Below are 22,622 nucleotides of genomic sequence, written 5' to 3' on the forward strand. Positions count from 1 at the left end.
GAGATTGCAGGCAAAAAAGAGCCGAGCATAGGCTCGGCTCTACAGACTGCTGCATCCACGCATGGCGTGGATCTGGTGTTGCCGGCCAGCGGCCGGCACTACCACGCAGGTCTCAGCTGCGCATGCCCACACCACGGCGCAGCAGCCACAGGGCCAGCGCCGTCAGCACCACCACGAAACCGATCATCAGGCCGTAGGCCACCGGCAGCGGCACATCGCTGCTACCCAGCAGGCCATAGCGGAACGCGTTGACCATGTAGAAGATCGGGTTCGCGTGCGTGGCCGCTTCGGCCCAGCCCGGCAGCAGCTTCACCGAATAGAACACGCCACCCAGGTAGGTCAGCGGGGTCAGGATGAAGGTCGGCACGATCGCCACGTCATCGAACTTCTTCGCATACACCGCATTGATGAATCCGGCCAGCGAGAAGATCGTCGCGCCGAGGATCACCGTGGTCAGCATCACGATCGGATGCGGGATTCGCACCGGGGTGAAGAACATCGCGATGATCAGCACGATCACGCCGACCATCAGGCCGCGCAGCACGGCACCGGCCACGTAGCCCCAAAGGATCACCCAGTTCGGCATCGGGCTGACCAGCAGTTCTTCGACGTGGCGGCCGAACTTGGCACCGAAGAACGAGGAACTGATGTTGCCGTAGCTGTTCTGGATCACGCTCATCATCACCAGGCCCGGCACGATGAACTGCATGTAGGTGTAGCCGCCCATGTCACCCACGCGCGACCCGATCAGGTTGCCGAAGATCAGGAAGTACAGGGTCATGGTGATCGCCGGCGGCACCAGGGTCTGGCCCCAGATGCGCATGATGCGGGCGACTTCGCGGCGCACGATGGTCATCAGCGCGATGCGGTTGCGCTGGCCGTCGGTCAGCTCGGTGGTGCTCATGCAGGCTTCTCCATGTTGCCGGTGAGGCGCACGAACAGCTCCTCCAGGCGGTTGCTCTTGGTACGCATCGAACGCACGCGGATACCCGCCTCGTTCAGCGTGGCGAACACGCGGTTGAGGTCCATCGCGCGTGGCATGTCGATGTCCAGCGTGTGCGGATCCGGCGCGGTCAGCGTCGCGCCCTCGATCACCGGCAGCTGCGCCGGCAGGTCACCGTCGATGTCCAGCAGGAAGCCTTCCACGTCCAGCTTGGCCAGCAGGGTGCGCATCGGCCCCTGCTCGACGATCTGGCCATGGTTGATGATCGCCAGGTGGCGGCACAGGTACTCGGCCTCTTCCAGGTAGTGGGTGGTGAGGATGATCGTGGTGCCGGCACCGTTGATCTCCTTCAGCACGCACCACATGTCGCGGCGGATCTCGATGTCCACGCCGGCGGTGGGTTCGTCCAGGATCAGCAGCCGCGGGCGGGTCATCATCGCGCGGGCGATCATCAGCCGGCGCTTCATGCCGCCGGACAGCGTGCGGCTCATCACCTGCGCCTTTTCCCACAGGTGCGCGCGCTTCAGTTCTTCTTCGGCGCGCTGCTCGGCTTCCTCGCGCGGCACGCCGTAGAAACCGGCGTAGTTCACCAGGATGTCGAAGGGCTTTTCGAACAGGTTGAAATTGATTTCCTGCGGCACCAGGCCGATCAGGCGCATGGTGGCGCTGCGGTTCCGCACCAGGTCGCTGCCGAACACTTCCACCTGGCCCTCGCTGAGGTTGACCAGGGAGCTGATGATGCCGATCAGGGTCGACTTGCCCGCCCCGTTGGGGCCGAGCAGGGCGAAGAAGTCGCCCGGGGCCACTTCCAGGGAAACGCCCTTCAGGGCCTGGGTGCCGTTGTCATAGGTCTTGCGCAGGTCGCGCACGCGCAGGGCGGGCGCCGTATCGTTCTGGGATGCCAAGCTCGAAGCCTTCGCGCCCATGGGCTGGCGCTGGAGAGGGGCGGGGAGGGGCTATTATAGAAGACCCCGAGGGCTTGCCCCGGCTACACACTGTCCCGAAAAGTCGTGCCTGTTCAATTCCCCCTCAAGCTGGTCGGCTGCCGCATGCTGGCCCCGACCGTCGGCCATTACCAGTTCGTGCGTGACGATGGGCAGCCGCTGGATTTCCAGCCCGGCCAGTTCATCCAGGTCCATTTCAGCTACGCCGACGGCACCGAAACCAAGCGCAGCTACTCGCTGGCGACCATCCACGACCATGCGCTGGGCCCGGGCGAGGCGGTGGACATCGCGGTCAGTTTCGTGCCCGGCGGCGCCGCCACGGCCCTGTTCGAGGCGCTGGAGCAGGGCAGCCAGATCAGTGCGTCCGGCCCCTATGGCCGGTTCTGCCTGAATCCCGGTGACCACAACGCCCGTTACCTGCTGATCGCCACCGGTACCGGTGTTACCCCGTACCGCTCCATGCTGCCGCTGCTGGAGAAGGCCATGGCCGAACGCGGCGTGCAGATCGTGCTGCTGCAGGGCGCGCGCAGCCCGGGCGAGCTGCTGTACAGCGAAGATTTCTACAGCTTCGCCGAAAAGCACGCGAACTTCCGCTATGTTCCGTGCCTGTCGCGTGAACTCCCGGCTGATCCGCACCCGGACGTACAGCACGGCTACGTGCAGCAGGCGCTGGCCGGCTTCACGCCGGACCCGGCCACCGACATCGCCTACCTGTGCGGCAACCCGGACATGGTCGATGCCTGCGCCGAGCTGCTGAAGGCCGCCGGCCTGGGCAACCCGCAGATCCGCCGCGAGAAGTACGTCAGCAGCAAGTAGGCGGGGCGTGCCGGCCGCTGGCCGGCAACCCCGCGAACCGGAGGCGGCACCCTGCCGCCCCCGGTGCCTGCCTCAGTACGCGACCCAGGCATCACGCCAGGCATAGCCGGTGCCCGGGCGATAGGCACCGGCATTGATGTTGCACCACGCGCCTTCCGGGAACGGGCGGCAGGCGTACAGCTTGCCGTCGGTGCCCTTCACCACGGTCTCGCCCGGCGTGTAGCTGCCGAGGCCGGCCGGATACACGAAGTCGAAATCGCCACCCGGCGGGTCGACCGGATCAACCGGGCCCGGCACTTGGGTTTCCAGCTGGAAGCGATTGCCCGGCTTCAGGTACACGCGGTTTTCGGTGGCCGAGGCGACCGGCGTGATCACGCCGTTCTTCATCACACCGACGCGGGCGTGCTGCGCACTGGCATTGACCTTGCGGGCCAGCGCCAGCGGCCACTGTGCGGGAGCGGTCTGGCCGGCCGCCAGCGTGGTCTCCACGCGCTCCAGGTCATTGCCGTTGGCATTGAACACACGCAGGGTCACGGTGCTGTCCACGTCCAGTGCACCGTTGGCGGTCACAGCGCCGGCATCCTGCCACTGCGGCGGCGGAACCACGCCATCGCCGCCTTCGAAGCGCACGTCCATGCAGGTATAGAACGCCTCCTGCGAATCCGAGCGCTGCCAGGTGTTGTAGATGATGTGCTGGCCACTGCGCTTGGGCAGCGGGCAGTCCAGCTTGTAGACACCGCCTTCGGACAGCGGCGTGTTGCCCAGCGTGCAGAATTCCTGCAGGTCGGCCCAACGCAGCGGGCTGCCCGGCTGCCAGCCATCGCGGGTGACGTAGAACTTCCATTCGTGGGTGGCGTGCGGCGCCGGCGCGCGGAACTCGAAGGTGTAACGGCCACGGGCGTCGGCGCGGATCGGCGTGGTCGGCCAGTCCGTGCGGTTCAGGTCGAGCCCGCGGTACTTGGGAATGCTGGCACTGCACAGTTCGCCGTCGCGCACCAGTTCGCGATGGTTGCCATTGGCATTGCCGTGGGCAATCGCGCTCCAGTCGTAGAACGGCTGCGAACCACCGATGGCCTTGGCGGCGGCGCAGGCCGGGTTGGTCGGGTTTTCCGGATTGCCCTCGTGGCACTGCTTCACGCGGCTGAGCGGCTTGGTCATGGTGCCGTGAGCGAAGGCGCTGCCGGACAGGGCCAGGCCGGCAACGACGGACAGTGCGAGGACTGCCCGATGGGACAGGTGCATGCAGAGACTCCTTTGCGAGGTATGGGAAACCCCACGGAGTCTTCACATGCAGACACGCCGGCAACATCGGACAAGTTTGATTTCAGTGGCTGTCGTGCCTGATCTGCAGCACGCTGCTCAAAGCACTGCGGCCCGGGCAGAAGGCGGCGCGATGCGCACCGCCTTCTACAACGGGTCAGTAGGGCACCCAAGCATCGCGCCATGCACTGCCCACACCGGGGCGATATGCCTCGGCATTGACGTTGCACCACGCACCTTCCGGGAACGGGCGGCAGGCGTACAGCTTGCCGTCGGCACCCTTCACCACGGTCTGGCCGGGGATGTAGCTGCCGATGCCCGCAGGGTACACGTGGTCGAAATCACCGCCCGGTGACGGCGTGCCCGCGTCCGGCACCTGGGTGTCGAGCTGGAAGCGGTTGCCGTCCTTCAGGTACACCCGGTTGTCGGTGGCCGAGGCGGCCGGCGTGATCACGCCGTTGCTGAGCACGCCCACGCGTGCGTGCTGCGCACTGGCGTTGACCTTGCGTGCCAGCACCAGCGGCCACTGTGCGGCGGCAGTCTGGCCGCTGGTCAGCGTGGCTTCCACGCGTTCGACATCATTGCCGTTGGCATTGAACACGCGCAGCGCCAACGTGGTGCCGACCGGCAGCTCGCCGCGCGCGGTGACCGGGCCGGCATCCTGCCACTGCGTTGCCGGTGCCGTTCCGCCGCCGCCCTGGAAGCGCACATCCATGCAGGTATAGAACGCCTCGGTCGAATCCGAGCGCTGCCAGGTGTTGTAGATCACATGCTGGCCGCTGCGCTGCGGCAACGTGCATTGCAGCTTGTAGGTGCCATCGGCCGACAGCGGTGTATTGCCCAGCGTGCAGAACTCCTGCAGGTCGGCCCAGCGCAGCGGGCTGCCCGGCTGCCAGCCTTCGCGGGTGACGAAGAAGCGCCAGTCACGGGTGGCGTGCGGTGCGGTCGCCTTGAACACGAAGGTGAACCTGCCATTGGCATCGGGCTGGATCGGCGTGGTCTGCCAGTCACTGCGGTTCACATCCAGCCCGCGGAAGGTCGGGTTGTTGCCGCTGCACAGCTTGCCGTCGGGTACCACGGCCTGGTGGTTGCCATTGGCATTGGCCTGGTTGATGCCGTTCCAGTCGTAGAACGCCTGCGAACCGCCGATGGCCTTGGCGGCGGCACAGGCCGGGTTGGTCGGGTTCTCGGGGTTGCCCTGGAAACAGGCGTAGACGCGGCTGACCGGCGTGGTCATGGTGCCGTGGGCGAACGCGTTGCCGGCCAGGCACAGGCCCGCAGCCACGAACGAGGTGGCCAGCAACAGCGGTGTGGATCGGAATGACATGGCGCATCCTTGTGGTCGTCGAAAGGGAACGGTGACCGCAGGCGCTGCGCTGCGCGGCGGACTTCCGGCGGCACCACGGCGAGTATCGAGTCGCGATGCAGGCGACGGAACCATCGAAGTGCCGATCCGTGACTGCGCATGTGAAGCCCTTCCCGCAGGCTTCACGCAGGACTGAACGGATGCGCTGTATGTCACGTGATCGGCGTGGCATCGATCACGTCATGGAGACCACGCTACGCGGTCCCGGTACCCACCCGATCTGCCTGGCACGAGAAACAGCCATGCGCCGCGTTGTGCAGCTGGACGAACGCCACCGACGGGTCGGCAAACAGTGCATCCAGATGGTCGGCCACCTCGGTGCCCGCACAGACCTGGGCACCGCACATCAGCGCGGCGTGGTCATAGGCACGCATCGAAATCATCCGGCGCTGCACATACGGGGGCACCTCGCCCGGCGTCAGCACGCAACGGGTCACGCCGCGCTGCACGAAGATCGGGCCGGCGGCGCGGTACGGCGAATGCAGCGGCAGGTGGACGTGGGACAGCAGGAGCAGCTCGCTGCCAGGCGCGGGATCGCTCAGGCTGATCCGGCAGGGATGTCCGCCGTTGGCGCCGGCCCAGCGACGCTGGATGCCGAGCGCGGCGAGCGCGCTGTCGCTCATCTCGAACAGGTGCAGGAAGGGGCGATGGTCGATGCCACCGAGGTACCACGTGTGCATGGGCGTCTCCTGGGTCTGCGGCGGATTCTGCGCGTGCGCCGGCGGCCGTGCTCGCCGTTTTCAGACCCCGCATCGCCGTCGGGCCGGGGCACTGGCCCATGGGGCGCTGCGGTCCGCCGCCGATGCCGCCCTGTGCCGGCCGAGGCCGAGGGGCGGGACTGCCTGGTCTGCGCGCCGTCGGCGGCGGATTTGTCATTGCCCATCGCCGTCGGCGCGCTGCCCGTGTAAGTTGGGTCACATCTTCCGCGGCAGCCCGTCGTGGTCGACAGGAACGTCCTCCAGGGGAAACGAGCACGATGCAAAGACACCACCTCGCGCTGGCCGGGATGCTGGCCAGCCTGATGCTTGCCGGGTGCAGCCAGCCGCCGCCGGCCGACGCCGGAAGCGCCAGCGATGCACCCAGCCGCCGCTTCGGCACGATCGACTTCCAGCCCTGCACGCTGTCTACCGAAGGCGCCAGCGCCAACGTGGAGGCGCAGTGCGCCACCCTGCAGGTGCCGGAGGACCGGGCCCAGCCCGGCGGTCGCCGGATCGGCCTGCGTATCGCCTGGCTGGAATCGGGCAGCAGCGGCGCCAGCCAGCCGGACCCGGTGTTCTTCCTGGCCGGCGGCCCCGGCCAGGCGGCCAGCGAGGTGGCGGTCATCGTCGACACTGCACTGCGCCAGGTGCGCAAACAGCGCGACGTGTTCCTGATCGACCAGCGCGGCACCGGCGGCTCCAACCCCCTCAGCTGCCTGGGCGCGGACGGCAAGCCGCTGCAGGTGGACGAGGATGCCGCGCCTTCCGAGGCAGCGTTGCGCGACTACGCCCAGCGCTGCGCCGCATCGCTGCAGGGGCGTGCCGATGCGCGCTTCTACACCACCACCGAGGCGATCGCCGATCTGGATGCGGTGCGTGCGGCGCTCGGTGTGGACCAGCTCAACCTGGTTGGCGGCTCCTACGGTACCCGCGTGGCCCAGCGCTATGCCGGGGCCTACCCGCAGCACACCCGCAGCATCGTCATCGATGGCGTGGTACCGAACGAGCTGGTGGTCGGTGGCGACTTCGCAACCACCTTCGAGGATGCGATCGCCCTGCAGTCGGCGCAGTGCCGCAAGGATGCCGCGTGCAGCAAGCGTTTCCCGACCGATACCCGCGCGCAGCTGCGCAGCGTGGTCGACTCCCTGCGCCGTGCACCGGTCTCGGTCGAGTATCGCGACCCGGGCACCAACGCACCCCGGCAGGATGTCCTGACGCCGGACAGCGTGGTCGGCCTTGCCTTCGCCTTCTCCTACGTGCCGCAGTATTCCTCGCTGCTGCCACTGGTGCTGGATGAAGCCGCACAGGGGCGCTATGCCCCGTTGGCATCGCTGGCGCGCGGCGCGAACCGCAGCATGGATTTCCAGATCAACCGCGGCATGCAATGGTCGGTGATCTGCAGCGAGGATGCGCCGCGCTACCACGCGCCGGCCGAAGATCCCGAACGCCTGTTCGGCAACGAGGTCGCCAGCGCGTTCTTCGCGGCCTGCCCGGTGTGGCCGCACCGTCCGGCGCCAGCAACCGATGCCGTGCCGCTGCGCAGCGACGTGCCGGCACTGCTGCTGTCCGGTGAGCTGGACCCGGTGACGCCGCCGCGCTACGCCGCACAGGTGCTCAAGGGCCTGCCCAACGGCCGTGCGCTGGTCGCCCGTGGCCAGGGCCATGGCACGTTGACCGCCGGCTGCATGCCGCGGCTGCTCGGACAGTTCATCGACAAGACCGATGCCAAGGCGCTGGATGCCGGCTGCCTGGACACGCTGAGCTACGTGCCGGCGTTCACCTCGTTCAACGGATGGGAACCATGATCGTCGCCGACAACCTGCACAAGGCCTTCGATACCCGCACGGGCCGCATCCAGGCGGTCGCCAACGTCGGCTTCCGCGCCGGGGATGGGCAGATCACCGGCCTGCTCGGCCCCAATGGTGCCGGCAAGACCACCACCATGCGCATGCTGTACACGCTGATGACGCCCGACCAGGGCAGCATCACTGTCGATGGCATCGATGCCGCCCTCAATCCGGTGGAGGTGCGCCGCCACCTGGGCGTGCTGCCCGATGCGCGTGGCGTCTACAAGCGCCTGACCGCGCGCGAGAACATCGCCTACTTCGGCGAACTGCATGGCCTGTCTGCCGAGCGCATCCGCGAACGCATCGAGGTGCTGTCGCACGCGCTGGACATGGGGGACATCCTCGACCGGCAGACCGATGGTTTCTCGCAGGGCCAGCGCACCAAGACCGCGATTGCCCGCGCGCTGGTGCACGACCCGCGCAACGTCATCCTCGACGAACCGACCAACGGCCTGGATGTGATGACCACGCGCGCGCTGCGCCGCTTCCTGCTGGGCCTGCGCGAAGAGGGGCGCTGCGTGATCCTGTCCAGCCACATCATGCAGGAGGTGGGCGCGTTGTGTGACCACATCGTGATCATCGCCAAGGGCACGGTGATGGCTGCCGGCAGCGCCGACGAGCTGCGTGCGCAGGCCGGCGAAGCCAATCTTGAGGACGCGTTCGTGAAACTGATCGGCAGCGAAGAGGGCCTGCACGCATGAGTATGATGTCGACCCTGATGACGGTGATGCGCAAGGAACTGCGCGACCTGTCGCGTGACCGCCGCACGCTGCTGCTGACCCTGGTGTTCGGGCCGCTGCTGTACCCGGTGCTGCTGCTGGGCATGGGCAAGCTGGCCGAGAGCCGGGTACGCACCCAGATCGAAGAGCCGTTGCAGATCCCGACCATCGGCGCCGGGAACGCGCCGAACCTGGTGCGCTTCCTCGCCGCACAGGGCCTCAATGCCGCACCGGCACCGAAGGACCTGGCCGAGGCCATCCGCACCCAGGACATCGATGTGGCGCTGCGCATCAGCGATGATTTCGGCAAGGACTGGGCCGAGGGCAAGCCGGCGCTGGTGGAGGTGATCAAGGACAGCACGCGTCGTGCGGCTGAAGTACCCAGTGCTCGCCTGGAGGCGGCGCTGGCCACCTACAATGGCCAGGTCGGTGCACTGCGCCTGATGGCGCGTGGCATCGACGCACAGGTGGCACGCCCGCTGGACGTGGCGCGCCAGGACCTGGCCAGTGCCGAGGCCAAGCGCGGCATGATCCTGTCGATGCTGCTGCCGGTATTGCTGACGCTGACCTCGTTCATCGGTGGTGCCTACCTGGTGATGGACGCCACCGCCGGCGAGCGCGAGCGGCAGTCGCTGGAACCCCTGCTGGCCACGCCGGGCTCGCGCAGCGCGATCGTCAGCGGCAAGATCGCCGCCGCCTGCGTGGTCGGTTTCGTGTCGCTGCTGCTGACCCTGGTCGCGTTCAAGGTGAGCGCGCAGATCGCACCCGGCAACATCGGCCGCCAGTTCAACATGAACGTCGGCTCGATGCTGCAGATGCTGCTGGTGATGTTGCCGATGCTGCTGATCGGCACCTCGCTGCTGACCTTCCTGTCGGCCGCGGCCAAGAGCATGAAGGAAGCGCAGAGCCACATGACCTGGCTGATGCTGCTGCCGATGCTGCCCGGCTACGCACTGGTGGCCTATCCGCTGAAGAGCGAGCTGTGGCAGTACGCCGTGCCGTTCCTGTCGCAGAACCAGATGCTGCTGAAAGTGATCCGCCACGAGATCATCACCCCGGCGGTCTGGGCGATCTACCTCGGCGCCAGCCTCGGCCTGGCCGCCGTGCTGTGGTTCGCGGCGGTGCGTCGTTACCACAACGAACGCCTGGCGATCTCTGGTTGACCAAAAAGGGGACGGAGGGGATTAAGTCGTTTCTGCCTCTCCCGTCCCCTGCTTGCGCGGGCGCCCTCGTCTGCGCATCACCACGGGGCGTCCCAGCGTCTGTTCCACCATCCGCAGGAATGCAGCGTCCCCCATTGGGCTTTGCCTGGCACTGTGGTTGCGGATCGCAGGTACGTCGGCGGATGCATTCACGTCGCGCAGGAACTCGGCATACAACGACGCCCTTTTCCGAGCGGTCGCTGCCAGTGCTTTGAACGCAGGATGCGGTGTCAGCATCGGATCATCGCGTCGTTGAAGGTTGCCGTGCACGCTGGACCACGGATGATCTTCGGCGCTGACCGCAATTCCGGCACGAACCGGATTGCGTTCGATGTAGCGGTATACGCTGAGAAGATAGGCATCGCTGTCGATCATCGAGGAATGGAAGCGACCCTACCACAGCGGCCCACTGCGTCCGTGCCGCTGGTTGAACGCCTGCACGTAGTTGTTGCCCTGCATGCGCATTGCGCCCGCCAGTCCCTGCTGTGTGGACGGCGTGGCGAGCAGATGGATGTGGTTGCCCATCAGGACATAGGCATGCAGTGCGACGTGGTGCTTGAGGAATGCGCTGTGCAACAGATGCAGGAACAGTTGGCGGTCGACGTCGTCGATGAAGATCGCGCCCTTGTTCACGCCGCGCTGGATCACGTGATAGGCCTGGCCTGCCAGCATCAGGCGTGCTTGTCGGGGCATGGGATCTGGAGACTGGACGGGGTTTCAGCCTGTCATTGCGGCCGCGAAGCCGGACATCAGGCAACGCCGCGAAGCCGCGTCGGATGAGTCAGAAGCGACTTAATCCCCTCCGTCCCCTTTTGCGTCTTTTGCGTACCGCGCAGGCGTCACCCCCATCTCGCGCTTGAACACGGTGATGAACGCGCTCGGGGTGTCGTAGCCCATCGACAGCGCAACGCTGATCACCGGCTCGCCGGCCAGCAGGCGTGGCAGCGACAGCAACACGCGCAGGCGCTGCCGCCAATGGCCCAGGGTCATGCCTGTTTCGGCCTGCCACCGGCGGGCGAGGCTGCGGCCGGACAGTCCGTTGGCGGCTGCCCACGCTTCGACGCTGCGAAGGTCGTCCGGCGACCGTGCCAGCGCCGCCGCGATCCGCCGCAACCGTCGATCCTGCGGTTGTGGCAAGGCAAGCGGCAAAGGCGTGCTGGCGGCGATCTCATCGGTGATCACGCCGGCCAGGCGTGCCTGCGCGGCGTCCAGCGCCTGATGTGGCCAACTCAGTGCGCGCATCATCGCCGCCTGCAACAGCACGTTCGGCTGGAAAATGCGCGGCACGGCGGGCAGCTCCAGACAGGCTTCGGCGTTGAAGTACAGGCTCCAGCCATCGAATGCCTCTGCCCCTACCAGGGCGTGGGGCAGCAAGGGCGGTATCCAGGCAACGTGCCCCGCCGGCAGCAACCAGTGCAGATCGCCGGCCTCGATCCGCAGCAGGCCGTGGTGGGCACCCAGCACTTGGCCGCGCACGTGCTGGTGGCGTGCGGTGCGGCGCCGTCCCGGCACCCGCAGCTGCGAGGCCAGGATGAGGGGACCGTCTTCGGCGTTCGCCAAAGCGGGGTCAATCAACGCGGGTGATGTCTGATCTGCCATATCCATTGGCAGTTATACGGCAGAAGTGCCGCTGGCTGGGCGGCACACTGGGCTCCCGATCCCACAGGAGCATCACCCATGCAGCCACACGACATCCTTCCCGACCATCAGAACGAGGTGCAGGTGAACGGCCTCACCGTGCGCAAGGGCAGCGTCGGCGCCTTCCTCGCCAGCGTCCGTGACTGGCAGGACCCCGCCAGCGATGACGCCACCCGCGCCACCGCCGAAGCCGACCTGCGTGCGCTGCTGCCGGGCCTGCATGCGCTGGGCCTGTTCCAGGTGTTGGCCGCGCGTGATCCGGCACTGCAACGCCTGATCGACAGCCTCTCCTGAAACGAACACGGCCCGGACATGCCGGGCCGTGTGGTCATTGCGGGGCGGAAACGACTTAATCCCCTCCGTCCCCTTTTCGTGGTCAGCTGCCGCCCGGGGCGAACACCAGGGTGCGGCGGGTGGTGACCGGTGCGCTGACCGGCTCGAAGCGCCAGCGCTTGACCGCGTTCATGGCCTCGCGATCGAAGACGCGCGACGGTGTTGCGCGCAGCACACGGGCGTTGGTCACCGAACCGTCGGTGCCGACGGTGATCTCCACCAGCACCTCGCCGGAGGTGCCTGCACGCAGCGCCTCGGACGGATAGCGCGGCGCCGGTGTGCTGACCGGGCGCAGGTTGGGCGCCGCAGCGGCCGCCGGAGCTGCAGCCTGGCGTGCGGCGCTGGCCTGCTGGGCGGCAGCCTGCTGCTGCTTCTGCTCGGCTTCGCGGCGGGCCGCAGCCTGGCGCTCGGCTTCCTGGCGCTCGTTGTCCCGGCGGGCAGCGTCCTGTTGGGCAGCGATCTGCTTGGCTGCGTCGGCTTCCTTGGCACGCTGCTCGGCCAGGCGCTGCTGTTCGGTCTGCTGCTTGCTGCGGTCCTCGGCGTCCTTCTTCGCCTTCTCGGCTTCGGCCTCGGTGCGCTTGGCCGCGTTCTGCACGCCCTTGGCCAGGCCGTCCTTCAGGCGCGGCAACGCCGGCGCAGAGGCGTCCACCTTCTCGATCAGTGCCACCAGGCGCTGCGCTTCGGTGTAGTCCTCGCGGCCCAGGTGCTGTTCGGCGGCAATCAGGGTGTAGGGCAGCAGGTCGGTCAGCGCGCTCTTCACCGAGGCGTCGTCCGGCGTCTTGTCGCGCAGGGCGAGGTAGTACTCGATGGCGTTGTCGCCGGCCGGCGCGTACATGCGGTTCTCGCGCAGGGCCTGGCTGGCCGACTCACGCAGCTGCTCGGTGCCCATCGACTGCACCTTGGCGGCAACCACCGGTGCGGCCGGTGCAGCGGCGGTGGGTGCGGCGGCCGGGGCCGGTGCGGCAGTTTCCTCCTTGCCCGAGCAGGCAGCCAGTGCCAGTGCCAGGGCAACCGGCAGCCACCGGCGCGCGGCGGTGATCGTTGAGACGTGCGACATCCTGCTCCCCTCTAGAAGACGACGTGACGTAAATCATTGATATGCATGGCCGGGACCTGCGGTCCGGGCGCGGCAGGGTGACGTTTCCCGACGCCACCGCCGGCAACGGCGAGGGTGCAATCTAGCATCCCGGCCGCCGCCGCGTACAAGAGCAGTGGCCGGGATGGGCAATGGCGGCCGTGCCGTTGCCGGCGCCGACCTCAGTGGTCGTGCGCCTTGTCGTGCGACTTGCTGTGGCCGTTGGACATCAGCTTGTCGGTCCAGGCGATGCCGATCGCCGACAGGATGAACACGCAGTGGATGATGGTCTGCCACAGCACGCCTTCCTGAGTCAGCATCGAGCAGCGGGCGACACCGATGTTGGCGGCGGCCACGCTCATCTGCTCCGGCGTGCACAGCGGGATGCCATTCAGTGCGCCACTGGCGATGAAGGTCTTCAGCAGGTGGATCGAGGAGATGCCGATGATCGCCATCGCCAGCTTCACCTTCAGCACGCTGGCGTTGACGTGGCTCAGCCATTCCGGCTGGTCCGGGTGGCCTTCCAGGCGCAGGCGCGAGACGAAGGTCTCGTAGCCGCCGACGATCACCATCACCAGCAGGTTGGAGATCATCACCACGTCGATCAGGCCCAGCACGATCAGCATGATCTGCTGCTCGCCCATCGACACCGAATGCGAGATCAGGTGCCACAGTTCCTTGCCGAACAGGAACACGTAGACGCACTGCGCCACGATCAGGCCCAGGTACAGCGGCAGCTGCAGCCAGCGCGAGGCGAAGATCAGCGTGGACAACGGGGAGAGCGGCGGGCGGTTTGCACTCATGCGGGGGATGCTGCGTTTCGGGGGAGAGGCGAGGTTACCGGCCCGCCATGACGGTGCCAACCCAACTCACGCACTAGACTTCAGGTTCCTTTCCGCACCCCGAGCCGACGCCATGATCGACCTGTATTACTGGCCCACCCCGAACGGCCATAAAGTGACCCTGCTGTTGGAGGAAACCGGCCTGGAATACCGCATCCACCCGGTCAACATCGGCTCGGGTGACCAGTTCAAGCCGGAATTCCTCGCCATTTCGCCCAACAACAAGATGCCGGCCATCGTCGACCACGCCCCGGCCGACGGCGGCGCCCCGCAGAGCGTGTTCGAGTCCGGTGCGATCCTGCTGTACCTGGCCGAGAAGACCGGCCGCTTCCTGCCCAGCGATCCGCGCGGCCGCGTCACCACACTGGAATGGCTGTTCTGGCAGATGGCGGGCCTGGGCCCGATGAGCGGCCAGATGGGGCATTTCAATGTGTATGCTCCGGAAAAGATCCCGTATGCGATCGAGCGCTATGACAACGAAGTGCGCCGCCTGCACGGGGTGATGGACAAGCGCCTGGCCCAGCACGCCTTCCTGGCCGGCGACGCGTACACCATCGCCGACATGGCCAGCTACCCGTGGGTCGGCGCCTACGACACGCTGCCGGTGGACTTCGCCGCGTTCCCCAACCTCAAGCGCTGGCACGAGGCCATCGCCGCGCGCCCGGCCACCCAGCGCGCCTATGCGCTGCGCCAGCAGGTGAACCCGAACGCCGGCAAGCCGCTCAGCGACGAAGAACGCAAGCACCTGTTCGGCCAGCGCTGACCCCGGCATCTGAAGGTGGGTGCCGACCGTTGGTCGGCACTCGTCCGCACCGCTTATGGGCAGAAGGTCATGCTGCCTTCCCGCACGGGCTTGGTTAGGATGAGGGACGACCGTCCCGCGCCCCGCGTGGAGGCGGACCTGCCGTTTGCCGGGATCCTCCATGCGCCATCTGTTCGCTTCGCTCGCCCTCATGCTCGCCACCAGTACCGCCGCCCACGCCGAAAAGCTGACCCTGGAAGCCATCACCGGCCCGCTGCCGCTGTCCGGCCCGACCCTGATGAAGCCCAAGGTGGCGCCGGACGGTTCGCAGGTCAGCTTCCTGCGCGGCAAGGACAGCGACCGCAACCAGCTGGACCTGTGGACCTACGACATCGGCAGCGGCCAGACCCGCCTGCTGGTTGATTCCAAGGTGGTGCTGCCCGGCACCGAGACCCTCAGCGATGAGGAAAAGGCCCGACGCGAGCGCCAGCGCATCGCCGCGATGACCGGCATCGTCGATTACCAGTGGTCGCCGGACGCGCAACGACTGCTGTTCCCGTTGGGCGGCGAACTCTACCTGTACGACCTCAAGCAGCAGGGCCAGGCGGCCGTGCGCCAGCTGACCCACGGTGAAGGCTTCGCCACCGACGCCAAGCTGTCGCCCAAGGGCGGTTTCGTCAGCTTCATCCGCGGCCGCAACCTGTGGGTGATCGATCTGGCCAGTGGCAAGCAGCTGCAGCTGACCCGCGACGGCAGCACCACCATCGGCAACGGCGTGGCCGAGTTCGTCGCCGACGAGGAAATGGATCGCCATACCGGTTACTGGTGGGCGCCGGATGATTCGGCCATCGCCTTCGCCCGCATCGACGAGGCGCCGGTGCCGGTGCAGAAGCGCTACGAGGTCTACGCCGACCGCACCGATGTGATCGAACAGCGTTACCCGGCCGCCGGCGACGCCAACGTGCGCGTGCAGCTGGGCGTGATCGCACCGGCCGCCGATGCGCAGCCGCGCTGGATCGACCTGGGCAAGGAACAGGACATCTACCTGGCCCGCGTCGATTGGCGCGATGCGCAGCACCTGAGTTTCCAGCGCCAGTCGCGTGACCAGAAGCAGCTGGACCTGGTCGAAGTGGCGCTCGACTCCAACCGCCAGCGCGTGCTCGCCCACGAGACCAGCCCGACCTGGGTGCCGCTGCACAACAGCCTGCGCTTCCTTGAAGATGGCAGCGTGCTGTGGTCGTCCGAGCGCACCGGCTTCCAGCACCTGTACCGCATCGACAGCAAGGGCAAGGCCACTGCGCTGACCCATGGCAACTGGCCGGTGGACGAACTGCTGGCGGTCGATGAGAAGGCCGGCAAGGCCTACTTCCGTGCTGGCATCGAGACCTCGCGCGAAAGCCAGATCTACGCGCTGTCGCTGCAGGGCGGTGAGCCGCAGCGCCTGTCGAAGGCGCCGGGCATGCACAGCGCCAGCTTCGCCCGCAATGCCAGCGTCTACGTGGACAGCTGGTCCAACAGCACCACGCCGCCGCAGATCGAACTGTTCCGCGCCAACGGCGAGAAGATCGCCACGCTGGTCGAGAACGACCTGGCCGATCCCAGGCACCCGTATGCGCGCTACCGCGATGCGCAGCGCCCGGTCGAGTTCGGCACGTTGATGGCTGCCGACGGCAAGACCCCGTTGAACTACAGCCTGATCAAGCCGGCCGGCTTCGATCCGTCCAAGCGCTACCCGGTGGCGGTGTACGTCTACGGCGGCCCGGCCAGCCAGACCATCACTGACAGCTGGCCCGGCCGTGGCGACCATCTGTTCAACCAGTACCTGGCCCAGCAGGGCTACGTGGTGTTCTCGCTGGACAACCGCGGCACCCCGCGCCGCGGCCGCGACTTCGGTGGTGCGCTGTACGGGAAGCAGGGCACGGTGGAAGTGACCGACCAGCTGCGCGGCGTGGCCTGGCTGAAGCAGCAGCCGTGGGTGGACCCGGCGCGCATCGGCGTGCAGGGCTGGTCCAACGGCGGTTACATGACCCTGATGCTGCTGGCCAAGGCATCGAACCAGTACGCCTGTGGCGTGGCCGGCGCACCGGTCACCGATTGGGGCCTGTATGACAGCCACTACACCGAACGCTACATGGACCTGCCGGCGCGCAACGAAGCGGGGTACCGCGAAGCGCGCGTGCTGACCCATATCGACGGCCTGCGTTCGCCGTTGCTGCTGATCCACGGCATGGCCGATGACAACGTGCTGTTCACCAACTCGACCAGCCTGATGAGCGCGCTGCAGAAGCGCGGGCAGCCGTTCGAGCTGATGACCTATCCGGGTGCCAAGCATGGCCTGTCCGGCGCCGATGCCCTGCATCGCTACCGTGTGGCCGAAGCCTTCCTGGGACGCTGCCTGAAGCCCTGATGCACAAACGGGAAGGAGCCCGCCGATGACACTGCCGCCGCCGATTCCCACCCATGGCGCGAAGCCTGCCGGCTGGTGGTCCCGTCACTGGCGCTGGGCGATGCCGCTGGCCGTGCTGCTGGTGTTGGCCGGTGCCGGTGGCGTGGTGGCTTGGAGCGTGCTGCGCTGGAGCGAGGCGGCACGCGAAAGCCCACCGATGCGCGAGGCGATGCGCCGCGCCGGATGCAGCATCGAACTGGTGGAAGCCTTCGGCGAGCCGCTGCGTGCCGAATCGATGCCGCTGGGCAGCATGCAGACCGCGATCAATGGCCAGCGCGACGTCGGCCTGACCGTGGCCCTGGAAGGCCCGCGCGCGCACGGCCGGCTGTTCGTGAAGGGCACCCGCAGCGACGACGTCTGGGACTATCCGGTGATGTATGTGCTGGGCGAGAACAAGCAGACCTTCGACCTGACCGCGCTGGATGATGACGAGGCCGCGCAGGAATGCGAGCTGCAGGCCTGCCGCGAACGCGGCGAATGCCCGCTGGCCGCGGCGTTGTGACCTCCGGCCGATTGTCGCCACAGCGCTGAGCGCGTAGGGTGCGGGCAACCCTGTCCTGGAGTGCACCATGAAGCCGATCGCGTTGGCCGTTGCCCTGGCCCTGACTGCCGCCCCGCTGATGTCCGCACCGCCGGCGCTGGCGGCACCCGCCACCAAGGCCGCTACTCCGGCCAGCCCGGCCTGGGTGGCCCGCAGCAACGCATTGGCGCAGATCCTGCTCGATGCGCAGGGCCCGTTCCAGCCGGAAGAAACCGGCTTCTTCGGCGTGCCCGGCTATGACGACAAGGTGGCCGACCTCGGTGCGGACAACGGCAAGCGCTACCGCGCGGCGATGGCCAAGGCGCGCGACGAACTGAAGGCGAAGCTGGCCACCGAGCAGGATCCCAACGTCCGCCAGGACCTGGAGATCATGATCCACGCCGCCAACCAGAACATCGAAGGCAGTGAGCTCAACGAGAAGTACCTGCTGCCATGGAGTGACGCGCCGCAGACCATCTTCAGCGGCCTCAACCTGCTGCTGTCCGACCAGGTGCCGGCCGAGCGCCGGGCCAAGGCGATCGACCGCCTCAAGGCCTACGCCGGGCTGCAGCCGGGTGGCACCGCGTTCACCACGCTGGCCCGCCAGCGTTACGAAGAGCGCTTGAAGGACGGCAGCCTGCTGCAGCCGACGAAGATCGAAGTACAGCAATCGCTGGACAACGTCGAGACGTACATCACCGGCATCGAGTCGCTGCTGAAGAAGTACCAGATCGCCGGCGTCGATGAAGCGATGAAGGCCCTGGCCGGGCAGATGAAGGACTACGCCGCCTGGACCCGCAAGGACGTGCTGCCGAAGGCACGCACCGATGCGCGCCTGCCGGCGCCGCTGTACGCCTACCAGCTCAAGCAGGTCGGCATCGATATCGACCCGAAGCTGCTGATGCAGCGCGCGCAGCTGGAGTTCATGGAAACCCGCTCGGCGATGCAGCAGCTGGCGCCGCTGGTGGTGAAGGACAAGGGCCTGAAGGTGGCCGATCCGAGCGACCCGGTGGCGGTGATCCGCGCGCTGAAGGCCGACAAGATCGCCGACGACCAGTTGGAAGGCCACTACCGCAAGGTGATCGATGCGATCGATCCGCTGATCCGCGAGCATGCCATCGTCGATGTACCCAAGCGCGCCATGCAGATGCGCCTGGGTTCGGCCGCCGAGAGCGCGGCCAGCCCGGCCCCGCATTTCCTGCCGGCGCCGCTGGTCAACAACACCGGGCAGCAGGGCACCTTCGTGCTGCCGCTGGGCAACCCGGCGGCGGGCCCGGGCGCACAATACGACGATTTCAACTTCGGTGCGGCGGCGTGGACGCTGAGCGCGCATGAAGGCCGCCCCGGCCACGAGCTGCAGTTCACCGCGATGGTCGAGCGTGGTGTCTCGCTGGCGCGCACCATGTTCGCGTTCAATTCGGTGAACGTTGAAGGCTGGGCGCTGTATGCCGAGGCCGAGATGGTGCCGTACGAGCCGCTGGACGGGCAGATGATCGCCCTGCAGTTCCGCCTGCTGCGGGCCGCACGCGCAATGCTTGACCCGATGCTCAATCTCGGCCTGACCGACCGCGCCAACGGCGAGCGCGTGCTGATGGAGCAGGTCGGCCTGTCCAAGGCGATGGCCACCCAGGAACTGGACCGCTACATGGTGCGCATGCCGGGCCAGGCGGGCAGCTACTTCTATGGCTACACCCGTATCCTGGAACTGCGCATGCAGACCGAGCTGGCACTGGGCGCGAAGTTCGACCGCCTGGCGTTCAACAACTTCCTGCTCGACCAGGGCCTGCTGCCGCCGGACCAGCTGGCCGATGCGGTGAACAAGGTGTTCGTGCCGAAGTACAAGCGCTGAACCCCTCCGGTAGTGCTGGCCGCTGGCCGGCATTCCCCTGGCGTAGAGTGGATTACTGAGGTTGCCGGCCAGCGGCCGGCACTACCCGCGGTGAGGCTGCCGCGTCACCGCTGCGGTTGCGGCGTGATCACCTGGGTCGGCAACCGTGCCGGCGGTTCCGGATTGGGTACCCAGATCGCCACGCCGGCGGCGCGCTTCTGCGTGGTCGGAATACCGATGCCGACGCCACCCCCCACATGCGAGCCAAAGGTGCCGGCACCCACCGACATGCCGACCGGCGAGCCGCTGCTGCCCACGCCCATCAGCACCACGCCATTGGCGCCCAGTGCCGCCGCTTCACGCTTCAGGCGTGCCACCGCGGCATCGGTCTGGCCCTGAGTGCCGAAGCCCACGGCAGATGCCGATTCCAGCTGCGCGATTTCCTGCGAGCCGGCCGGTGGCGTGGAATAGATCTGCACCAGTGCCGGATCGATCGGCGCGCGGGCGCGCCCCAGCATGACCTTGGAGGTGCTGGCACAACCGGCGGCGACCAGCAGGATGGCCGCCAGCGCGGCCCAACGGATGTTCATGGCACGACCCCTGTAGGACTGGTTGCGATCTTCGGTGGGCCACTCTGAATCGGCGCCAACACCCGGGCCCGGGCACCCACGGCAGCACGCTAGCACGCGTCGGGTGACAGCCCCGCCAACGGCAGTAGGCGGCGACCGCGTGAACGACTATGGTGGACAGACAGGAACCAACTGCGGGAGAGCGGAATGGGCGTGATCAGTCTTTTGTGGGGCGTACTGGCGCTGTTGTGGATGATCCTGGCGCTGATTCCGCTGCTTGGCTGGGGCAACTGGTTCCTGATCCCGTTCGCCGTCGTCGGCGCGGTGATCGCCGCGCTGGGCATCCTGTTTACCCACCCGACCAAGCGCGGTCGGGCCTGGGCCGGGCTGGTGCTGAACGGCATCGTGGTGGTGGTCGGCATCCTGCGCCTGGGCCTGGGCGGCGGCGTGATCTGAATCCCGGCGCCGGGTGCGACAGGGCGTCGCAGGCGCACGGCCGGTGGCCGGGCAGGGGCGTACAATGAGCGGCTGCGCGAGCCCCCCGCGTGCCTGTGATTCCGCGCCTGGCGCGGCTGCCCGATGATCATCCGACCCCGTCCCCACGGCTGGCAACTGCTGTACATCCTGCGCGGCTCGATCGTCAAAGCGATCGCGCCGAAGGTGCTGGCCATCCTGATCCTGTCCATTGCCGTGGCGGCCGTGGTGGAACTGGCCCCGCCGACCGGCATCGAACGCGTGTCGGTCACGCCGTTCACCCTGCTCGGCCTGGTCCTGTCGATCTTCCTCAGCTTCCGCAACAGCGCCTGCTATGACCGCTGGTGGGAAGGCCGCAAGCTGTGGGGCCAGCTGGTCTACGAATCACGTTCGCTGGCCCGCCAGGTGCACCTGCTGCTGGCCGATGACGGCGGCCGCCGTCGCCGCATCGCGTACCTCACCACCGCGTTCGCCCATGCGCTGGCCGCGCGCCTGCGTGGACGCATCGTGGCCCTGGCCGCCTTGCCATGGCTGGACAATCCGCAACGCGAGCAGCTGGGCCAGCGCGAGAACGTGCCGGATGCATTGCTGTCGATGATCGCTGCCGAGCTGGCCCAGGCGCTGCGCGCCGGCGAGCTCGATCCGATTCTCTACACCCAGCTGGAGGAGCGCCTGCACGCGATGTCGTCGATCCAGGCCGGCTGCGAGCGCATCCTCACCACGCCGCTGCCGTTCGCCTACACCCTACTGCTGCATCGCTGCGCGTGGATGTTCTGCGTGCTGCTGCCGTTCGGCCTGGCCAGTTCGCTGGGCTGGGGCACGCCGGTGCTGTCGGCGGTGCTGGCCTATGCCTTCTTCGGCCTGGACCAGCTGGGCGAAGAAATGGAAGACCCGTTCGGCCTGGAGCCGAACGACCTGCCGCTGGACGCGCTGGTGCGCACGATCGAGATCGACCAGCTCGACGCGCTCGGCGAACGCCCCTTGCCCGAACCCCTGCTGCCGCAGGGTTACCTGTTGCAATAGCCACTCCTCGGAGCCTGCCATGTCCCATCCGCTTTACCGCCCGCGCCGCATGCGCCACGACGAGTTCTCGCGCCGCCTGATGCGCGAGAACACGCTGACCACCGACGACCTGATCTACCCGGTGTTCGTGCACGAACTGGCGGGCCGCACCGCAGTGCCGTCGATGCCGGGCGTGGAGCGGCTGTCGATCGAAGAGCTGCTGAAGGTGGCCGAAGAAGCGCTGGAACTGGGCATTCCGGTGATCGACCTGTTCCCGGTGATCGACCCGTCGCTGAAGTCGCTGGACGCGTCGGCGGCGTGGGCCGAGGACGGCCTGGCGCAGCGTGCGATCCGCGCGCTGAAGTCGCGCTTCCCGGAACTGGGCGTGATGACCGACGTGGCGCTGGACCCGTACACCACCCACGGCCAGGACGGCATCATCGACGACAAGGGCTATGTGCTGAACGACATCACGGTCGAAGCGCTGGTCAAGCAGTCGGTGTCGCACGCCGAGGCCGGTGTGGACATCGTCTCGCCGTCGGACATGATGGACGGCCGCATCGGCGCGATCCGCCGTGCGCTGGATGCCGACAACCACATCAACGTGCGCATCATGGCCTACTCGGCCAAGTACGCCTCGGCGTTCTACGGCCCGTTCCGTGATGCGGTGGGCAGCGCGGCCAGCCTCGGCAAGGCCGACAAGAAGACCTACCAGATGGACCCGGCCAACGGCGACGAGGCTCTGCGCGAGATCGCGCTGGACCTGGAAGAGGGCGCCGACATGGTGATGGTCAAGCCGGGCATGCCGTACCTGGACCTGGTGCGCCGGGTGAAGGACACGTTCGGCGTGCCGACCTTCGCCTACCAGGTCAGTGGCGAGTACGCGATGATGAAGGCTGCCTTCGCCAACGGCTGGCTGGACGAGCGTGCCTGCGTGCTGGAGTCGCTGCTGGGCTTCAAGCGGGCCGGTGCCGATGGCGTGCTGACCTATTTCGCGCCGCAGGTGGCGCGATGGCTGCGCGAGCGCTGACAATAGCGCCACGATAGACGGAGGACTGCGCGATGGGACCCGAACTGGGATGGATGCAATGGCTGATCTGGGGCACCGGTGTCCTGGTGTTCGGTGCCATCATCGTCGGTGTCTTCATCGCTGCCTGGCGGGCGGGCAAGCGCCCGCCGGAGCAGCTTTCCGCCGCTCGCCACGTAGCCCGTGAGCAGGCCCTGCCGGACAGCGTGCAGGCCGAGCTGGCTGCGTTGAACCAGCGCAAGGACAACGGCCAGCTGAGCGAGATGGAGTACGAGCAGTTGCGCGCCAAGGTGCTGTCGCGCTGACGGGTGGGTGCCAACCTTGGTTGGCA

General features: G+C 67.4%; 22 protein-coding genes and 1 pseudogene. 13 read left to right on the forward strand and 10 right to left on the reverse strand.

Annotated elements, in window-relative coordinates:
- Positions 1-112: 112 nt before the first annotated feature.
- A complete protein-coding gene (locus tag WDC87_RS16625; protein WP_005420226.1) occupies positions 113-904 on the reverse strand; it encodes an ABC transporter permease in 792 nt (263 codons plus the stop codon).
- Positions 901-1,869 carry an ABC transporter ATP-binding protein gene (locus tag WDC87_RS16630; RefSeq protein ID WP_252744805.1) on the reverse strand — a complete coding sequence of 323 codons (969 nt, stop codon included), beginning with the start codon at positions 1,867-1,869 and terminating at the stop codon, positions 901-903. The genes WDC87_RS16625 and WDC87_RS16630 overlap by 4 nt, the downstream gene beginning before the upstream one ends.
- A gap of 84 nt (positions 1,870-1,953) precedes the next feature.
- Here WDC87_RS16630 and WDC87_RS16635 point away from each other — a divergent pair, with 84 nt between their 5' ends.
- Complete coding sequence (locus tag WDC87_RS16635; RefSeq protein WP_072168039.1) at positions 1,954-2,703, forward strand: ferredoxin--NADP reductase; 750 nt, start codon at positions 1,954-1,956, stop codon at positions 2,701-2,703.
- A 72-nt stretch (positions 2,704-2,775) separates the two neighbouring features.
- Here WDC87_RS16635 and WDC87_RS16640 read toward each other — a convergent pair whose 3' ends face one another.
- From WDC87_RS16640 to WDC87_RS16650, 3 genes are all read right to left on the reverse strand, one after another.
- Positions 2,776-3,945: a lytic polysaccharide monooxygenase gene (locus WDC87_RS16640; protein ID WP_088497013.1), complete on the reverse strand. Its 1,170-nt coding sequence runs from the start codon at positions 3,943-3,945 to the stop codon at positions 2,776-2,778.
- 175 nt (positions 3,946-4,120) lie between these two features.
- Positions 4,121-5,290, reverse strand: a complete 1,170-nt coding sequence (locus tag WDC87_RS16645) for a lytic polysaccharide monooxygenase (RefSeq protein WP_252744804.1) — start codon at positions 5,288-5,290, stop codon at positions 4,121-4,123.
- 233 nt (positions 5,291-5,523) lie between these two features.
- Positions 5,524-6,009 carry a DUF1203 domain-containing protein gene (locus WDC87_RS16650; protein WP_061478993.1) on the reverse strand — a complete coding sequence of 162 codons (486 nt, stop codon included), beginning with the start codon at positions 6,007-6,009 and terminating at the stop codon, positions 5,524-5,526.
- 296 nt (positions 6,010-6,305) lie between these two features.
- Between WDC87_RS16650 and WDC87_RS16655 the strand changes: the two genes are divergently transcribed.
- From WDC87_RS16655 to WDC87_RS16665, 3 genes are read left to right on the forward strand one after another with little or no spacing between them, the layout of a single operon-like run.
- On the forward strand, positions 6,306-7,832 hold the full coding sequence (locus WDC87_RS16655; RefSeq protein ID WP_252744803.1) for an alpha/beta hydrolase: 1,527 nt from the start codon (positions 6,306-6,308) through the stop codon (positions 7,830-7,832).
- The gene (locus WDC87_RS16660) at positions 7,829-8,575 is read left to right on the forward strand and encodes an ATP-binding cassette domain-containing protein (protein ID WP_072168034.1); all 747 of its coding nucleotides are present in this window, start codon (positions 7,829-7,831) and stop codon (positions 8,573-8,575) included. The genes WDC87_RS16655 and WDC87_RS16660 overlap by 4 nt, the downstream gene beginning before the upstream one ends.
- Entirely contained in the window at positions 8,572-9,756 is a 1,185-nt protein-coding gene (locus tag WDC87_RS16665; RefSeq protein WP_252744802.1) for an ABC transporter permease, read from the forward strand. The genes WDC87_RS16660 and WDC87_RS16665 overlap by 4 nt, the downstream gene beginning before the upstream one ends.
- A gap of 21 nt (positions 9,757-9,777) precedes the next feature.
- Here the strand turns inward: WDC87_RS16665 and WDC87_RS16670 are convergent.
- Together WDC87_RS16670 and WDC87_RS16675 are read right to left on the reverse strand one after the other, a co-directional pair.
- A pseudogene (locus tag WDC87_RS16670) lies at positions 9,778-10,488 on the reverse strand (transposase).
- Positions 10,489-10,587: 99 nt separating this feature from the next.
- A complete protein-coding gene (locus WDC87_RS16675; RefSeq protein ID WP_072168032.1) occupies positions 10,588-11,394 on the reverse strand; it encodes a helix-turn-helix transcriptional regulator in 807 nt (268 codons plus the stop codon).
- A 78-nt stretch (positions 11,395-11,472) separates the two neighbouring features.
- On the opposite strand from WDC87_RS16675, the gene WDC87_RS16680 reads away from it, so the two are divergent.
- Entirely contained in the window at positions 11,473-11,727 is a 255-nt protein-coding gene (locus tag WDC87_RS16680; protein WP_061478998.1) for a hypothetical protein, read from the forward strand.
- 82 nt (positions 11,728-11,809) lie between these two features.
- Here the strand turns inward: WDC87_RS16680 and WDC87_RS16685 are convergent, their stop codons facing one another.
- Positions 11,810-12,823 carry an energy transducer TonB gene (locus WDC87_RS16685; protein ID WP_061478999.1) on the reverse strand — a complete coding sequence of 338 codons (1,014 nt, stop codon included), beginning with the start codon at positions 12,821-12,823 and terminating at the stop codon, positions 11,810-11,812.
- A 200-nt stretch (positions 12,824-13,023) separates the two neighbouring features.
- Positions 13,024-13,644 (reverse strand): TIGR00645 family protein, encoded by a 621-nt coding sequence (locus WDC87_RS16690; protein ID WP_065177871.1) that lies wholly within the window; start codon positions 13,642-13,644, stop codon positions 13,024-13,026.
- A gap of 112 nt (positions 13,645-13,756) precedes the next feature.
- Between WDC87_RS16690 and WDC87_RS16695 the strand changes: the two genes are divergently transcribed.
- The 4 genes from WDC87_RS16695 (at position 13,757) to WDC87_RS16710 (ending at position 19,240) form a co-directional block, all read left to right on the forward strand.
- Positions 13,757-14,446, forward strand: a complete 690-nt coding sequence (locus tag WDC87_RS16695; RefSeq protein WP_061479000.1) for a glutathione binding-like protein — start codon at positions 13,757-13,759, stop codon at positions 14,444-14,446.
- Positions 14,447-14,606: 160 nt separating this feature from the next.
- Positions 14,607-16,832: a S9 family peptidase gene (locus WDC87_RS16700; RefSeq protein WP_252744801.1), complete on the forward strand. Its 2,226-nt coding sequence runs from the start codon at positions 14,607-14,609 to the stop codon at positions 16,830-16,832.
- Positions 16,833-16,857: 25 nt separating this feature from the next.
- On the forward strand, positions 16,858-17,373 hold the full coding sequence (locus WDC87_RS16705) for a cytochrome c oxidase assembly factor Coa1 family protein (protein ID WP_053496794.1): 516 nt from the start codon (positions 16,858-16,860) through the stop codon (positions 17,371-17,373).
- A 67-nt stretch (positions 17,374-17,440) separates the two neighbouring features.
- On the forward strand, positions 17,441-19,240 hold the full coding sequence (locus tag WDC87_RS16710; protein WP_252744800.1) for a DUF885 domain-containing protein: 1,800 nt from the start codon (positions 17,441-17,443) through the stop codon (positions 19,238-19,240).
- Positions 19,241-19,344: 104 nt separating this feature from the next.
- Here WDC87_RS16710 and WDC87_RS16715 read toward each other — a convergent pair whose 3' ends face one another.
- Positions 19,345-19,809 carry a hypothetical protein gene (locus WDC87_RS16715; RefSeq protein ID WP_049439393.1) on the reverse strand — a complete coding sequence of 155 codons (465 nt, stop codon included), beginning with the start codon at positions 19,807-19,809 and terminating at the stop codon, positions 19,345-19,347.
- Between the two features lie 186 nt (positions 19,810-19,995).
- Between WDC87_RS16715 and WDC87_RS16720 the strand changes: the two genes are divergently transcribed.
- From WDC87_RS16720 to WDC87_RS16735, 4 genes are all read left to right on the forward strand, one after another.
- On the forward strand, positions 19,996-20,244 hold the full coding sequence (locus WDC87_RS16720; protein ID WP_252744799.1) for a hypothetical protein: 249 nt from the start codon (positions 19,996-19,998) through the stop codon (positions 20,242-20,244).
- Positions 20,245-20,367: 123 nt separating this feature from the next.
- Positions 20,368-21,285, forward strand: coding sequence for a bestrophin family protein (locus WDC87_RS16725; RefSeq protein ID WP_252744798.1), 918 nt, complete (start codon positions 20,368-20,370; stop codon positions 21,283-21,285).
- A 19-nt stretch (positions 21,286-21,304) separates the two neighbouring features.
- Complete coding sequence (gene hemB / locus WDC87_RS16730; protein WP_005420181.1) at positions 21,305-22,294, forward strand: porphobilinogen synthase; 990 nt, start codon at positions 21,305-21,307, stop codon at positions 22,292-22,294.
- A gap of 32 nt (positions 22,295-22,326) precedes the next feature.
- Positions 22,327-22,596, forward strand: coding sequence for a hypothetical protein (locus WDC87_RS16735; protein WP_005420179.1), 270 nt, complete (start codon positions 22,327-22,329; stop codon positions 22,594-22,596).
- Positions 22,597-22,622 lie beyond the last annotated feature (26 nt).

Source organism: Stenotrophomonas maltophilia group sp. Smal12 (assembly GCF_037079935.1).
Taxonomy (GTDB): domain Bacteria; phylum Pseudomonadota; class Gammaproteobacteria; order Xanthomonadales; family Xanthomonadaceae; genus Stenotrophomonas; species Stenotrophomonas sepilia.

What these genes read in the sequence shown, in the direction of transcription:
- WDC87_RS16655 (WP_252744803.1), top strand. Translation starts at nt 6,306, where the DNA reads ATGCAAAGACACCACCTCGCGCTGGCCGGGATGCTGGCCAGCCTGATG.
- WDC87_RS16690 (WP_065177871.1), bottom strand. Translation starts at nt 13,644, where the DNA reads ATGAGTGCAAACCGCCCGCCGCTCTCCCCGTTGTCCACGCTGATCTTC.
- WDC87_RS16680 (WP_061478998.1), top strand. Translation starts at nt 11,473, where the DNA reads ATGCAGCCACACGACATCCTTCCCGACCATCAGAACGAGGTGCAGGTG.
- WDC87_RS16715 (WP_049439393.1), bottom strand. Translation starts at nt 19,809, where the DNA reads ATGAACATCCGTTGGGCCGCGCTGGCGGCCATCCTGCTGGTCGCCGCC.
- WDC87_RS16705 (WP_053496794.1), top strand. Translation starts at nt 16,858, where the DNA reads ATGACACTGCCGCCGCCGATTCCCACCCATGGCGCGAAGCCTGCCGGC.
- WDC87_RS16630 (WP_252744805.1), bottom strand. Translation starts at nt 1,869, where the DNA reads ATGGGCGCGAAGGCTTCGAGCTTGGCATCCCAGAACGATACGGCGCCC.
- hemB (WP_005420181.1), top strand. Translation starts at nt 21,305, where the DNA reads ATGTCCCATCCGCTTTACCGCCCGCGCCGCATGCGCCACGACGAGTTC.
- WDC87_RS16695 (WP_061479000.1), top strand. Translation starts at nt 13,757, where the DNA reads ATGATCGACCTGTATTACTGGCCCACCCCGAACGGCCATAAAGTGACC.
- WDC87_RS16640 (WP_088497013.1), bottom strand. Translation starts at nt 3,945, where the DNA reads ATGCACCTGTCCCATCGGGCAGTCCTCGCACTGTCCGTCGTTGCCGGC.
- WDC87_RS16675 (WP_072168032.1), bottom strand. Translation starts at nt 11,394, where the DNA reads ATGGCAGATCAGACATCACCCGCGTTGATTGACCCCGCTTTGGCGAAC.
- WDC87_RS16660 (WP_072168034.1), top strand. Translation starts at nt 7,829, where the DNA reads ATGATCGTCGCCGACAACCTGCACAAGGCCTTCGATACCCGCACGGGC.
- WDC87_RS16720 (WP_252744799.1), top strand. Translation starts at nt 19,996, where the DNA reads ATGGGCGTGATCAGTCTTTTGTGGGGCGTACTGGCGCTGTTGTGGATG.
- WDC87_RS16645 (WP_252744804.1), bottom strand. Translation starts at nt 5,290, where the DNA reads ATGTCATTCCGATCCACACCGCTGTTGCTGGCCACCTCGTTCGTGGCT.
- WDC87_RS16685 (WP_061478999.1), bottom strand. Translation starts at nt 12,823, where the DNA reads ATGTCGCACGTCTCAACGATCACCGCCGCGCGCCGGTGGCTGCCGGTT.
- WDC87_RS16650 (WP_061478993.1), bottom strand. Translation starts at nt 6,009, where the DNA reads ATGCACACGTGGTACCTCGGTGGCATCGACCATCGCCCCTTCCTGCAC.
- WDC87_RS16735 (WP_005420179.1), top strand. Translation starts at nt 22,327, where the DNA reads ATGGGACCCGAACTGGGATGGATGCAATGGCTGATCTGGGGCACCGGT.
- WDC87_RS16665 (WP_252744802.1), top strand. Translation starts at nt 8,572, where the DNA reads ATGAGTATGATGTCGACCCTGATGACGGTGATGCGCAAGGAACTGCGC.
- WDC87_RS16625 (WP_005420226.1), bottom strand. Translation starts at nt 904, where the DNA reads ATGAGCACCACCGAGCTGACCGACGGCCAGCGCAACCGCATCGCGCTG.
- WDC87_RS16710 (WP_252744800.1), top strand. Translation starts at nt 17,441, where the DNA reads ATGAAGCCGATCGCGTTGGCCGTTGCCCTGGCCCTGACTGCCGCCCCG.
- WDC87_RS16725 (WP_252744798.1), top strand. Translation starts at nt 20,368, where the DNA reads ATGATCATCCGACCCCGTCCCCACGGCTGGCAACTGCTGTACATCCTG.
- WDC87_RS16700 (WP_252744801.1), top strand. Translation starts at nt 14,607, where the DNA reads ATGCGCCATCTGTTCGCTTCGCTCGCCCTCATGCTCGCCACCAGTACC.